Raw genomic sequence first — 13,085 nt, forward strand, 5'->3', positions numbered from 1 at the left:
CGTCTCCTCGCTGGGACGGGTGGTCGCCGGTCAGTGCGCGACGGCCGCGGCGGCGGCCTCGTCGATGAGCCGCCCGGTGCGGAAGCGGTCGAGGGTGAAGGGCGCGTTGATCGCGTGCGGCGCGCCGGTCGCCAGGGTGTGGGCGAAGACGTGGCCCGAGCCCGGAGTGGCCTTGAAGCCGCCGGTCCCCCACCCGCAATTGACGAACAGGTTCCGCACCGGGGTCTTGCCGATGATCGGCGAGCGGTCGGGCGTGACGTCGACGATGCCGCCCCAGGAGCGCAGCATCCGCATCCGCGTGAATTGCGGGAAGAGCTCGCAGATCGCGTCGAGGGTGTGGGTGGTGATGTGGAGCCCGCCCTGCTGGCTGTAGGACGTGTACTGGTCGGTCCCGGCCCCGATGACGAGCTCGCCCTTGTCCGACTGCGAGATGTACGCGTGGACCGCGTTCGACATCACCACGCAGGGGAAGACCGGCTTGACCGGCTCCGAGACCAGGGCCTGGAGCGGGTAGCTCTCCAGGGGCATGCGCACGTCGGCCATCGCCATGACCGTCGAGGTGTGCCCGGCCGCGACGACGCCGATCCGGCCGGCGCCGATGAAGCCGCGGGTCGTCTCGACACCGATCGCCGCCCCAGCGGCGTCCCGGCGGATGCCCGTGACCTCGCAGTTCTGGATGATGTCGACGCCGCGGGCGTCGGCGCCGCGGGCGTAGCCCCAGGCGACCGCGTCGTGACGGGCGGTGCCGGCCCGGCGCTGCAGGGCGCCGCCGAGCACCGGGTAGCGGAGATGTCCGCCGATCTCGAGGGGCGGGCAGAAGTCCTTGCACGCTTCCTTCGACAGCCATTCGTTGTCGATGCCGTTGAGCCGGTTCGCGTAGACGTGCCGCTTGAAGCTCTGAACGTCGTGGATGTTGTGCGCGAGCATCAGCACGCCGCGCTGCGAGAACATCACGTTGTAGTTCAGCTCCTGCGCGAGGCCTTCCCAGAGCTTGAGGGCGTGCTCGTAGAGGGCCGCGCTCTCGTCGTAGAGGTAGTTGGAGCGGATGATCGTGGTGTTGCGGCCCGTGTTGCCGCCGCCGATCCAGCCCTTCTCCAGAACGGCCACGTTGGTGATGCCGTGGACGGTCGCGAGATAGTAGGCCGTCGCCAGGCCGTGGCCGCCGCCGCCGACGATGACGACGTCGTAGGCCGCCTTCGGCTGCGGATCGCGCCACTGGCGACCCCAGCCCTGATGGCCCCGGAGCGATTCCGAGAGCAGCGATGTGAGGGAGAAGCGGCGCATCGGTGGGCCCCCTTGGATGATCGATCATCGACGCGCCGACCGGCCCCGGCTTTCTCGACGGCGACCGCGAGTTTGAGATTTGCGACGCCCGGTCCCGCCGCTCTGCGGGATCCGGATTCCGCGGGCGTTTCACGCCTCAGGCGGTTGTGATCGGCGCGGACTTACCTTTGAATGGTTCTCGGCTAATCTGTCCCCGGGGGACGTCGATGGACCAGATCAGCACCGCATGTCGGGCGTCGGAGACGACATCGGTCGGCTTCATGCTCGTCGCCCAGTTCTCGATGATCGCCTTCTCGTCGGCCATCGAGCCCCTGCGTCTCGCCAACCGGGCCGCGGGCCGGGAGCTCTACCGCTACTCGCTCTGGTCGGAGCGCGGGGACGGTTGCACCGCCTCGAACGGCGTCGAGGTCAAGGTGTCCGGCGCGTTCGGTGACGCGCAGAGCCTCGACATGCTGATCGTCTGCGGCGGCATCGACATCCACCGGCACGACCACCGGGCGCTGAACGCGAGCCTGCGCCGCAGCAGCACCCGCGGCGCGGCGATCGGCGCCGTCTGCACCGGGACCTACGTGCTGGCGAAGGCCGGTCTCCTCGACGGGTACCGGGCGACGATCCACTGGGAGAATCTCGCGAGCCTCGCCTCCGAGCACGATGCCCTGGAGATCGGCTCGGACCTGTTCGAGATCGACCGCAACCGCTTCACCTGCGCGGGCGGCACGGCGGCGGCCGACATGATGCTCTCGCTCATCGTGCGCGAGCACGGGCCGGACTTGGCATCGAACGTCGCCGAGCAGCTCATCCACCACCGCATCCGCGAGGCCGGCGAGCGCCAGCGGATGGACCTGCGGATGCGCCTCGGCGTGGCGCATCCGAAGCTCCTGCACGTGGTCGGGCTGATGGAGGAGACCTTCGCCGAGCCCCTCGGCAGCCAGGAGCTCGCGGATTCCGTGCGCCTGTCGAAGCGCCAGCTGGAGCGGCTGTTCCTGAAGTATCTCGGTCGCTCGCCCGCGAAGCACTACCTGCGCATCCGCCTCGAGCACGCCCGGCACCTGATCCGCCAGACGGCGATGCCGCTGCTCAGCATCGCCATCGAGTGCGGGTTCGCCTCGGCGTCGCACTTCTCGAAGGCCTATGTCGACCATTTCGGGCGCCCGCCGAGCGCGGAGCGCAAGCTCACGGGCGGTGCGGTCGGGCGCGGTGTCGGCGAGGCACAGCCCGTGCTGGCGAAGGCGGGGGCCTAGGCCATGGGCGACTGAATGCGCCCGGCGTCGCGAACCGGGCGTATCCGTCGATCACCGCGCCTCGAACACATCTCTCGACCGGTGATGCAGAGTGATCGGATCCCGGAGACTGGAAAACGCCCAATTCTTCAGGCGACGACCGTTCGAAAGTCCGTGCACGCGATCTGGTCCCGAATCCCGAGGAGTCAGCCAATCGCGGGCTCGTTCAAGCTGTGGCGCGCGCCGGGTGCTGTCAGAAATAGTAGCCGATGCTCATGATGAAGCGGGACTTCCAGCGGTTGTCGCCGCCCATGGCGAGGCCGCTGTTGAACTGGCCGGCGCCGACGTAGGGATCGTTCCGACCGAACACACCCTCCGTGTAGATCACGAGGTTTGGGTCCGCGGTCAGGGTCCAGGCGCTGCCGAGGATGAACCGCTCGCTCGCCTTGAAGTTCGCCCTGTCCTTGTAATAGGCGCTGTAGCCGAAGTACGGGACCGCCGTGAACGGGCCGATCGGGTCCGCGATCTTGTAGGTCACCTCGGCCGAGACGAAGTTGCCGTGGGTCGCCATGTTGTAGGAGAAGTCGAAGCCGCCGACGGTGATCTGGTCGTTCCGGGTCGGGTTCTTCGGGTTGATGTCCTGGCGGACGTAGATTGCCTTGAAGCCCCAGGGCCCGTAGGTGCCGAGCACGTGCACGCCCTCGAGCTGCTTCGACCCGGTCGATCGCGTGTCGAAATTGTGGACGTCGGAGTGCCAGAGCGAGCCGCCGATCGCGAACGAGGTGACGTCGTTCTTGATGAGGAAGTACTCGGCGCGGCCGATGAACATGTTCTCCTCGGCGTTGCGGCTGCCGCCCAGCACGTAGCTGTCGGCCTTGACGATGTTGGTCGAGTAGCGGGCGCTGTCGACGCTGGCGCCGATCGCGTTGGGATTGGCGCCCGGATAGTAGGCGAGCTGGTAGTTGAAGTCCGGTTCCACGTGCGCGTATTTCACGCCGAGGTTGTAGACCTCCTCCAGGCCCATGGTGAAGCCGAGGGTCTCGATGAAGCTCGACCCGAAATACGGCACGAGGCCGAAGGGCACTTGGTTCATGCCCGCGGTGATGCTGTCTTCCTTGGTGAACTTGTAGCCGAGATAGGCGTAGAGCGGGAAGCTGACCTCGCCCGGGAAGCCGCGGTAGCCGTTGCGCGGCCCGTAGATCGAGCTGCCGCCGTAGAAGCGGTACTGGGCGGCGCCGAAGATCGTGTCGGAATCGTAGGCCGCCTTCAGCGCCAGGGTGTCGAAGTCGAGATGCTCCGAGGCCTTCGGCGCCCCGGCCCGGTTGACGTCGTCGAACCGCCAGTCGTAGCGGGCGCGGATCGCGCCGCCGAAGGTGAACGTCTCGGACGGCCTCGCGGCCAGCACGGGCGTCGGATCGGGCACCGCCACCGGCTGCTCCCGATTGAGCCGTGTCGGCTCGGCGTCGATCTCCTGCGCGCCCTGAGGCTGACTGCTCTGTCCCTGCCCGCTCTGCCCCTGCGCGCGGGCCGACGTACCGCACAGCATCGTGGCAGCCGTACAGGCAGCCAGGATTGCGCTGAATCCTTTCATCGTCGTGCCCCCAAGTACTAGGTCGCCGTGGAGCCCCTGGCGGGTGCGTTATTTTTGATTTTTATCGTTTTTAGGCCGGCTTTTATCTCAGCCAGCCGTCGACGGTGGCTCGGTGTTCCGCGATCCACTTGGCGGCGGTCTGGTCCGGCTTGGCGCCGCGCTCCTCGTTCTGCGCCATCATGGCTTCCTCGTCCTCGATGCCGAGCTTGAACTTCTCGAGGATGGCGTAGACCTCCGGGAGGTCGTCCTTCAGGCCTTTGCGGACGATGGTGTTGACGCTCTCGTCCTCGCCGAAGACCTTCCTGGGGTCGGCGAGGTATTTCAGCTCGTAGCGGGCGAACATCCAGTGCGGCGTCCAGCCGGTGACGACGACGTCCTTCTTCTGCCGGACCGCGGTCTTGAGGGCGCTGGTCATCGTGGCGTCGCTGCCGTCCACGAGCTTGACCGGCAGGCCGTAGGCCTTGATCGCGGCCTCCGAACTCTTCATCACCCCGGCCCCGGGGTCGATACCGATCACCTTGCCGTCCACCTCGGCGGCCCGGGTCTTGAGATCCTCGATGGAGTTGAGCGGCGAGAAGGCCGGGACCACCCAGCCGATCTTCGCCCCGGTCACGTTCGGCCCGAGCAGCTCCAGGCGGTCCTTGAGCTTCTCGTAGTAGGCGGCCTGGGTTACCGGGAGCCACGCGGCGACGCTGGCATCGGCGTCGCCCGTGGCCACCGCCTGCCACATCGCGGCGGCCGCGAGCGGGACCGCCTTCACCGCGTAGCCCTTCTCTTCCAGCACCTGCTTGAGGATCGTCGTCGCGGCGACGGCGTCGGCCCATTCCACGTAGGCGAGCCGGACCTGCTTGCCGGCGGCCTCGGCGGGGCTCTGGGTCAGCGCGAGGCAGAGGAGAGCGCTGAGGGTTCGGACGCGCATCACTGGACCTTTCGGGGCGGGACGGAGCTGCGAAAATCGGCGCGCGACAGGGTGACGCCCGGCCGGTCCGGGCGCCGCGAGCAAGGCACGCGGCGGCTTCGGCGGCGTGCGCCGGTCAGGCCGAGCCGTGAGGGCGGGCGCGGGCGGCGAGCGCCTGGGTGAAGCGATCGAGGATGACGGCGAGGATCACGATGCCGAGCCCCGCCTCGAACCCGGCGCCCGCCTCGAGGCGCTGGATCGACTGCCACACCTCGCGCCCGAGGCCGCCGGCCCCGATCATCGCCGCGATGACGACCATGGAGAGGGCGAGCATCATCGTCTGGTTGACGCCGGCCATGATGGTCGGCAGCGCGAGCGGCAGTTGCACCTTGAGGAGCTTCTGCGTCGCCGACCCGCCGAAGGCGTCGGACGCCTCGACCAGTTCCGTCGGCACGTTGCGGATGCCGAGCGTCGTCAGACGGATCACGGGCGGGACGGAGAAGATGATGGTCGCGAAGCAGGCCGAGACCGCGCCGAGTCCGAAGAAGGGCAGCGCCGGGATGAGATAGACGAAGCTCGGCAGCGTCTGCATCATGTCCAGAATGGGCGAGAACACCTTCCAGGCCCACCGGCTGAGGGCGAACCAGATGCCCACCGGGATCCCGATCAGGAGCGCCATCACGGTTGCGAGGCTCACGAGGACCAGGGTCTCGATCGTGGATTGCCAGAGCCGGAGATCCCAGAGGAACAGGAGGCCGGCGAGCGTCAGGAGCCCGACCTTCCGCCCCCCGATCTTGTAGGTCGCCAGCGCCGCCACCGCGATGACCGCCCAGGGCGGCATCGAGACGATGGCCGTGGTCAGCGTGTCGATCCAGTTCGAGACCGAGCGGCTGACGGCGCGGGTCAGCCAAGCGCCATGGTCGGTGAGCCAATCGAGCCCGTCGTCGCTGAGCGTGTCGAGGGGAAATTTCGGGACGTTCCAGTCCATCCTTCCGCTCCTGTGGGCTTGTGAAGGGGGGCGGCGCTCACGGCCGGCCGGCCGTGCGTGCCCGGGCGCGCCGCCAGTGCGCGGACGATGTCCCGGCTCGTGAGCGTGCCGATCAGGCGCCCGTCCTCGGCGACGACCGCCACGGCGCCCTCGTCGGCGACCCGGCTCATCACCGCGTCGAGACGGGTTCCCGCCGGCACGGTGACCGGATCCAGATCGAGGAGGCCCGACACGGTCTCGCCGGCACGGGCGGAAGCGAGCCCGTCGCGCCGGATGCGGCCCACGAAGCGCCCGTCCGGATCGGCGACGAACCACGTCTCGGCGGCATCCGCCGCGACGGCCGCCCGCGCCTCGGCCACGGTGAGCGTCGGCGCCAGGACGACGGCGGCCCGGTTCGCAACGTGCTCGGTCCGCATGACCGCGGACAGGTCGATATGCTCCACGAAGCGCTCGACGTAGTCCGTCGCAGGGCGTGCCACGATCTCCTCGGGCTGGCCGATCTGGACCACCTCGCCGTCCTTCATCAGGACGATGCGCCCGCCGAGGGCGACGGCCTCGTCGAGGTCGTGGGAGACGAAGACGATCGTCTTCCTGAGCGTGCGCTGGAGGTCCTTCAGCTCGGCCTGCATGTCCCGGCGGATCAGCGGGTCGAGGGCGCTGAAGGCCTCGTCCATCAGCAGGATGTCGGCATCCGCCGCGAGGGCGCGGGCGAGGCCCGCCCGCTGCTGCATCCCGCCGGAGAGCTCGTGCGGATACTTGTGCTCCCAGCCCTTCAGGCCGACGAGGGCGATGGCCTCCATCGCGCGGTCGTTGCGCTGCCGGAGGGGGATCTTCTTGATCTCCAGGCCGAACGCGACGTTCGACAGGATGGTGCGGTTCGGCAGCAGGGCGAAATGCTGGAAGACCATGCCGAAGGTCTTCTGCCGGAACGCCAGCAGATCCTTCCGGCCGAGGCGCGTGACGTCGACGTCGTCGACCAGGATGCGGCCGCAGGTCGGTTCCACGAGCCGGTTCATGCAGCGCAGCAGGGTCGATTTCCCCGACCCGGACAGTCCCATGAGGACCAGTATTTCGCCCTCGACGACGTCGAAAGAGATGTCGCAGAGCCCGACGACCGCGCCACATGTCTGGGCGATGTCGGCCTTCCGTTTCCCTTGGGAGATCAGCGTGGTGGCTTCGACATGATTGGCGCCGAAGATCTTGCTCACTCCCGCTAAGGTAATACGACCCATGTGGTTACGACCTCTACGATCTATTGCATTTTTGAATGGTCGCTTGTTGCCCTCGGCTGGACGAGCCTTTTATCAATGACAATGAAAAGCTACCGGCGGGCCTCTCGCGGGCTTGCCTTTCCGCGACGCTTTCTGGCTGGAAGACGACACGTCCGGAATTTTACCGTCATGAATTCACGATGCACTGCAGCATTGGCACCGATTTAGACACGGATGAGAACTTATTGTGCAGGAACAGGCGCGTTCCTTCGCAGCACTGTGCCCGGGGCGTCGCGCCATGTCCTGCCTGGTCCGGCGGGCATCGACTCGGTCACGGAGACGGGACGGGCCGCGCCCGGGCACGACGCCGCCGGCCCCAGGACGATCCGAGACGCTGCCGATTGTTGCCGCAGCGGTGAGGGGCTCATCCGTGTCGAGGCTGCGTGCCGTTCCCGAGCGTCCGCGCCGGATTCCACGGTGCGCCTGACTCGGCGGCCGCGATGGGCTACGAGGCGTCCGGCCGAAGCAATGGGCGCGTGGATGCGGTTAGAGATCGAGCGGAAGTTCCTCGTGGCAGGCGATGGCTGGCGTGCCGCGGCCACATCCATTCGGCAGTTGAAGGACGGTTTGGTCGGTCATTTCGCGCGGGGGAAGGTCCGCGTGCGCCTCGACGGCGAGCGTGCCTGGCTGACCGTTAAGGGCGCCCGCGACGGCATCGCGCGCGCCGAGTTCGAGTACGAGATCCCGCATGCCGACGGCGCCGCCATGGTCGATCAGGTCTGTACCGGCAACGTGATCGAGAAGATCCGGTACTGCGTGCCGCATGACGGCCTGACCTGGGAGGTCGACGTCTTCCAGGGCTCGCTGGCCGGGATGGTCCTGGCCGAGGTCGAGCTTGCGCGGGCCGACCAGACCTTCAGCAAGCCCGCCTGGCTCGGCGAGGAGGTGACCGGCGACCTGCGGTTCCGCCAGTCCACCCTGCTGCATCTCTGCTGCGAGGCCGGCCGGCCGATCACCATGGACGACGTGCTGCGGCTGCCGGTCGCCGCTTAGCGCCGTATCGCGACTTCGCTCAGCCGCGGCGCAGGGCGCGGTCGAACAAGGCGCGCATCGCCGTACAGCCGCGCTCCGCGGCCGCTCGATCGTGGATGGGGAAATCCGGCATCATCCAGCCGTGCGCGGCGGGGTAGGTCTCCGCCGCGTACCGGACAGCCGCTCGCGACAGCGCCGTCTCCAGCCGCTCGGCCATCTCGGGCGGGTAGCTTCCGTCATTCTCGGCGGCCGCGATGTACACCTCCGCCCTCAGCTTCGGCGCCAGACGATGCGGGCTCGCGGGTTCCTCCGTCGCGAGATTGCCGCCGTGAAAGCTGGCGACGGCTGCGAACCGGTCGGGGAACGTGCCGGCCGCCGTGAGGGCCATGCGGCCGCCCATGCAGAACCCCACCGCCCCGACCGCGGGGCCCGCGACGTCGTCGCGCGTATCGAGATAGGCGAGGAGCGCCGCGGTATCGTCCGCGGCCTTGAGGTTGTCGGTCGTCGCCATCAACGGACCGAGGATCGCGCGGAAATCGCCCTTGAACACCTCTGCGGGGACGAACGGGCCGTACGGCCCGTAGCGGTAGAAGAGATCCGGCAACAGCACGAGGTAGCCGCCGGTCGCGAGCTGCCGCGCCATGTCGACGAGGGCCGGCCGGATACCGCCTGCGTCCATGTAGAGGATCACGGCCGGCCAGGGCCCCGCGCCGCCCGGCGCGACGACGTGGGTCGTGCAGACGCCGTCCTTGGTCCGGATCGCGACGGGCTCGTTGGCCATGGTGGGTTCCTCGACTGAGCGCCCGCCCGTTCTGCGACCGCGCGCGGAAAACCGCCAGCCCGTCGAGCGCGCCCGCACGTCCTGGACCCTCGGCGCACGATCGGACGTTTCCGGCCGCGCCGCTCGCCTCGCCGACGTCCCCGTCATCGTCGCACCGTGCGACCGCGCGGCATCGGCCGGCTGCCCTCGACCGCGCGGCCGACCGATGCGGGTCCGACGTTCGGAGTCGCTCATGACTCGGGACCGTTCTCCGTGCTTCGAAGACTTTCAGACACGATCGATGTTGCTCTGCAAAAAGAAGAGATCGGCCGAAATAGGATAGCTGGTGTCGCTTCCCGACAAGTCCGGACGTTCATCTGAACCAAAGTACCTGACGCGCACCGCTCTGGGATCTGAAGTTCTGCTCGCAACTCCGATTTTGCTCGACGTTCGTTGTTAGTGTCGAATTTATAATACGCGTCACAGTCATAGATATAAAATAAGAGATCATAGCGGGGCTGACGCTGTCGAAGACCGCGATCGTCATGCGGAGGGGAGGATCAGATGCTGTCGACGCATGTCGAGCCGGGCAGGGACTGGAAGCCCTCGGAATGCGTCGTCACCGAGCCCTCCACGATCAAGCGCGCCATCACAGCGGCCTCGGTCGGAAACATCACCGAGTGGTATGATTTCGGCGTTTACGCCTACTTCGAGCCGACGATCCAGAAAGTCTTCTTCTCGAACCTGTCCCACACGATGGGCGAGATCGCCACGTTCGGGTTGTTCGCGGTCTCGTTCCTGATCCGGCCGGTCGGCGGCGTGTTCTTCGGCTTCCTCGCGGATCGCATCGGGCGCAACAGGGTCCTGGCGGCCACGATGATCCTGATGGCGATCGGGACCTTCGCGATCGGCTGCATCCCCAGTCAGGACACCCTGGGCATCGCCGCGCCGCTGCTGCTGCTGCTCGCCCGGCTGCTGCAGGGCTTCTCCACGGGCGGAGAGTACGGATCGGGCTGGTGTCGATCCGCGCGATCCGCGAGCCCAACGGTTCGACCATGTGGGGCTCGCCGCCCGCCGCCGCGAGCGAGGAGGAGGCCCGTGACCTGATCAGGTGCGGCAGTGCCCCGGCGATGGTCCTCGCCTACGACCGGGCCGGGCCGGTCGCGCCGCCGGGAAGCCAGGTGGTCTGACGATTGCCGACTCGCCGGCTTCGGTTTGCGGGCCGGACGGTATACGGGTCGCCGCGGCGGCCCGCGCGGTGACGGCTCCGTCGGCCGCGCCGGCCTCCGCTCTTCCGAAGACACGATCTGCGGGGGGCGCCGGAATCCCGCGAGAAGGCTGCTCATGGATCAGGCGAAGCCCCGGCGCGAGACGACGATCGCGCGGGCGGGGGCGGGGCGGACGGGCTACGTCACCGTCAGGGGCGCGCGAGAGCACAATCTGCGCGACGTCGACGTGGAGATGCCGCGCGATGCCCTCGTCGTGTTCACGGGCGTCTCCGGATCCGGCAAGTCCTCGCTGGCCTTCGGCACCCTCTACGCGGAGGCTCAGCGCCGCTACTTCGAATCGGTCGCGCCCTACGCGCGGCGGATGATCGACCAAGTCGGCGTCCCCAACGTCGATTCCATCGAGGGCCTCCCGCCGGCGGTCGCCCTCCAGCAGCAGCGCGGCACCCCCAGCGCGCGCTCCTCGGTCGGCAGCGTCACGACCCTGTCGAGCCTCGTGCGCCTGATGTACTCGCGGGCCGGCACCTACCCGCCCGGCCAGCCCATGCTCTACGCGGAGGACTTCTCGCCCAACACCCCGCAGGGCGCCTGCCCGTCCTGCGGCGGCCTCGGGCGGGTCTACGAGGCCACGGAAGCCTCGATGGTGCCGGACCCGTCCCTGACGATCCGCGAGCGGGCCGTCGCCGCCTGGCCGCAGGCCTGGGGCGGCCAGAACCTGCGGGACATCCTCGTGAGCCGGGGCGTCGACGTCGACATGCCCTGGAAGGATCTGCCCCGGACGCTCCGGGACTGGATCCTGTTCACGGACGAGCAGCCGCAGGAGCCGGTCTACGCCGGCCTGTCCCCGGAGCAGACGCGGCTCGCGCGCCGCCGGGGCCTGGAGCCGAGCTACTTGGGCACGTTCACCAGCGCCCGCCGCCACGTGCTCGGCACCTTCACCAACTCGCAGAGCGCGCTGATGCGCCGCCGCGCCGCGAGCTACCTCGTGAGCGCGTATTGCCCGGCCTGCCACGGCAAGCGCCTGAAACCCGAGGCGCTCTCGGTCACGTTCGCGGGGCTGGATATCGGCGCGCTGTCGCGCATGCCGCTCGCCGCGCTCGCCGAGGCCCTGCGGCCCGCGGCCGAGGACCGGCAGCCCGACGACGCGGTCGCGCCCGCCACCCTCGACCGCGCGGTCGGCCGGCGGGATCGCGCCGAGCGGGCCGCTTCCGGCGGCTCGGCCCACGCGGGCGCTCCCGACGTGCGCGTCACGCCGAACCTGTCGATCGAGAAGCGCCTCGCCGCCCAGCGCCTGGCCTCGGACCTCATCGCGCGCATCGGGACGCTCGCGGATCTGGGCCTGGGCTACCTCTCGCTCGACCGGGTCACCACGACGCTGTCGTCGGGGGAGCTGCAGCGCCTCCGCCTCGCGACCCAGCTGCGCTCGCAGCTCTTCGGCGTCGTCTACGTGCTCGACGAGCCCACGGCCGGACTGCACCCCGCCGACGGGGACGCCATGCACGACGCGCTGGCCGGGCTGCTGGCCGCGGGCAGTTCGCTCTTCGTCGTCGAGCACGACATCGGCACGATGCGCCGCGCCGACTGGCTCGTCGATGTGGGGCCGGCGGCGGGCGAGAACGGCGGCACGATCCTCTACAGCGGGCCGCCGGAGGGCCTGCAAGACGTCGCGGCGTCTCGGACGCGGCTCTACCTGTTCGGGCTCGCGGAGGCGCCCTCGCGGCCGTTGCGGGAGCCCGCCGGGTGGCTGCGCCTCGAAGGCATCGTCCGCAACAACCTGAGGGGCGTCTCGGTCCCCTTCCCGATCGGGTGTCTCACCGCCGTCACCGGCGTCTCGGGCTCCGGGAAGTCGAGCTTGGTCAGCCAGGCATTGCTCGAGCTCGTCGGCGAGCACCTCGGCCGGCCCCTCAAGACCGAGGACGAGCCGGACGATCCGCTGGACGCGACGCCGGGCCCCTCGGAGGGCCGCATCGCCGGCGGCATGGACGGGATCGGGCGCCTGGTGCGGGTCGACCAGAAGCCCATCGGGCGGACACCGCGCTCGAACCTCGCCACCTACACGGGCCTGTTCGACGCCGTCCGCAAGCTGTTCGCCTCGACGCCGGAGGCCCGGAAACGCCGCTACGACGCGGGCCGCTTCTCCTTCAACGTGGCCAAGGGGCGCTGCCCGGCCTGCGAGGGCGAGGGCTTCGTCAGCGTCGAGCTGCTGTTCATGCCGAGCGTCTACGCCCCCTGCCCGACCTGTCACGGCACGCGCTACGCGCCGGAGACGCTGGAGGTCACTTGGAACGGGATGAGCATCGCGGACGTGCTCGCCCTGACCGTCGACTGGGCCTGCGCGGCCTTCGCCGACGAGCCGTCCGTCCTGCGGCCGCTCACCGTGCTGCGCGATCTCGGCCTCGGCTACCTGCGGTTGGGCCAGCCCGCGACCGAACTCTCCGGTGGAGAGGCCCAGCGCATCAAGCTCGCCACCGAGCTGCAGCGCGGGCAGCGCGGCGGCACGCTCTACGTCCTCGACGAGCCGACGACGGGCCTGCATCCGACCGACGTCGACAGGCTCATGGTCCAGCTCAACGGTCTGGTCGACGCGGGCAACACCGTCGTCATGGTCGAGCACGACATGCGCGTCGTCGCCCGGGCCGACCACGTCATCGACATGGGCCCTGGCGGTGGCGACCGGGGCGGCACCGTCGTCGTCGCGGGCCGGCCCGAGGTGGTCGCCGCGGCCGCGGCCAGCCGCACGGCCCCGTATCTGCGCGAGGAACTCGCGATCGTCGGCAATGCGGCGCGACCGATGGACTGACGTCTGTCGACCGTAGCTCGCAGAGGGCCGCTGGAAGCGCGCCGTGCGCTCGCAGCGGTCCTTCTCCCTGGCCGG

The 13,085-nt window shown here is 69.1% G+C and carries 10 protein-coding genes; 4 read left to right on the forward strand and 6 right to left on the reverse strand.

Going from position 1 to position 13,085, the window contains the following annotated elements:
* Positions 1-30: 30 nt before the first annotated feature.
* On the reverse strand, positions 31-1,284 hold the full coding sequence (locus tag LOK46_RS13865; RefSeq protein WP_273564293.1) for a sarcosine oxidase subunit beta family protein: 1,254 nt from the start codon (positions 1,282-1,284) through the stop codon (positions 31-33).
* 206 nt (positions 1,285-1,490) lie between these two features.
* Between LOK46_RS13865 and LOK46_RS13870 the strand changes: the two genes are divergently transcribed.
* Positions 1,491-2,525: a GlxA family transcriptional regulator gene (locus LOK46_RS13870; RefSeq protein ID WP_273564294.1), complete on the forward strand. Its 1,035-nt coding sequence runs from the start codon at positions 1,491-1,493 to the stop codon at positions 2,523-2,525.
* Between the two features lie 232 nt (positions 2,526-2,757).
* On the opposite strand, the gene LOK46_RS13875 is transcribed toward LOK46_RS13870, so the two are convergent.
* The 4 genes from LOK46_RS13875 to LOK46_RS13890 form a co-directional block, all read right to left on the reverse strand.
* The gene (locus LOK46_RS13875) at positions 2,758-4,095 is read right to left on the reverse strand and encodes a hypothetical protein (RefSeq protein WP_273564295.1); all 1,338 of its coding nucleotides are present in this window, start codon (positions 4,093-4,095) and stop codon (positions 2,758-2,760) included.
* A gap of 82 nt (positions 4,096-4,177) precedes the next feature.
* Positions 4,178-5,014, reverse strand: a complete 837-nt coding sequence (locus LOK46_RS13880) for a glycine betaine ABC transporter substrate-binding protein (protein ID WP_273564296.1) — start codon at positions 5,012-5,014, stop codon at positions 4,178-4,180.
* Positions 5,015-5,129: 115 nt separating this feature from the next.
* Positions 5,130-5,981: an ABC transporter permease gene (locus LOK46_RS13885; protein WP_273564297.1), complete on the reverse strand. Its 852-nt coding sequence runs from the start codon at positions 5,979-5,981 to the stop codon at positions 5,130-5,132.
* Complete coding sequence (locus LOK46_RS13890; protein ID WP_337251972.1) at positions 5,897-7,213, reverse strand: quaternary amine ABC transporter ATP-binding protein; 1,317 nt, start codon at positions 7,211-7,213, stop codon at positions 5,897-5,899. Before LOK46_RS13890 ends, LOK46_RS13885 begins: the two co-directional genes overlap by 85 nt.
* 519 nt (positions 7,214-7,732) lie before the next feature.
* On the opposite strand from LOK46_RS13890, the gene LOK46_RS13895 reads away from it, so the two are divergent.
* The gene (locus LOK46_RS13895; RefSeq protein ID WP_273564299.1) at positions 7,733-8,245 is read left to right on the forward strand and encodes a CYTH domain-containing protein; all 513 of its coding nucleotides are present in this window, start codon (positions 7,733-7,735) and stop codon (positions 8,243-8,245) included.
* 19 nt (positions 8,246-8,264) lie between these two features.
* On the opposite strand, the gene LOK46_RS13900 is transcribed toward LOK46_RS13895, so the two are convergent.
* Positions 8,265-9,005: a dienelactone hydrolase family protein gene (locus LOK46_RS13900; protein ID WP_273564300.1), complete on the reverse strand. Its 741-nt coding sequence runs from the start codon at positions 9,003-9,005 to the stop codon at positions 8,265-8,267.
* Positions 9,006-9,548: 543 nt separating this feature from the next.
* Here LOK46_RS13900 and LOK46_RS13905 point away from each other — a divergent pair.
* Both LOK46_RS13905 and LOK46_RS13910 read left to right on the forward strand, forming a co-directional pair.
* Positions 9,549-10,091 (forward strand): MFS transporter, encoded by a 543-nt coding sequence (locus LOK46_RS13905; RefSeq protein WP_273564301.1) that lies wholly within the window; start codon positions 9,549-9,551, stop codon positions 10,089-10,091.
* Between the two features lie 237 nt (positions 10,092-10,328).
* Positions 10,329-13,010, forward strand: coding sequence for an excinuclease ABC subunit UvrA (locus tag LOK46_RS13910; protein ID WP_273564302.1), 2,682 nt, complete (start codon positions 10,329-10,331; stop codon positions 13,008-13,010).
* Positions 13,011-13,085 lie beyond the last annotated feature (75 nt).

This window comes from Methylobacterium sp. NMS14P, assembly GCF_028583545.1.
Taxonomy (GTDB): Bacteria; Pseudomonadota; Alphaproteobacteria; order Rhizobiales; family Beijerinckiaceae; genus Methylobacterium.

Bases quoted from the DNA above. Each gene is read 5' to 3' on its own strand.
- LOK46_RS13870 (WP_273564294.1), top strand. From the start codon at position 1,491: ATGGACCAGATCAGCACCGCATGTCGGGCGTCGGAGACGACATCGGTC.
- LOK46_RS13880 (WP_273564296.1), bottom strand. From the start codon at position 5,014: ATGCGCGTCCGAACCCTCAGCGCTCTCCTCTGCCTCGCGCTGACCCAG.
- LOK46_RS13900 (WP_273564300.1), bottom strand. From the start codon at position 9,005: ATGGCCAACGAGCCCGTCGCGATCCGGACCAAGGACGGCGTCTGCACG.
- LOK46_RS13910 (WP_273564302.1), top strand. From the start codon at position 10,329: ATGGATCAGGCGAAGCCCCGGCGCGAGACGACGATCGCGCGGGCGGGG.
- LOK46_RS13890 (WP_337251972.1), bottom strand. From the start codon at position 7,213: ATGGGTCGTATTACCTTAGCGGGAGTGAGCAAGATCTTCGGCGCCAAT.
- LOK46_RS13905 (WP_273564301.1), top strand. From the start codon at position 9,549: ATGCTGTCGACGCATGTCGAGCCGGGCAGGGACTGGAAGCCCTCGGAA.
- LOK46_RS13875 (WP_273564295.1), bottom strand. From the start codon at position 4,095: ATGAAAGGATTCAGCGCAATCCTGGCTGCCTGTACGGCTGCCACGATG.
- LOK46_RS13865 (WP_273564293.1), bottom strand. From the start codon at position 1,284: ATGCGCCGCTTCTCCCTCACATCGCTGCTCTCGGAATCGCTCCGGGGC.
- LOK46_RS13885 (WP_273564297.1), bottom strand. From the start codon at position 5,981: ATGGACTGGAACGTCCCGAAATTTCCCCTCGACACGCTCAGCGACGAC.
- LOK46_RS13895 (WP_273564299.1), top strand. From the start codon at position 7,733: ATGCGGTTAGAGATCGAGCGGAAGTTCCTCGTGGCAGGCGATGGCTGG.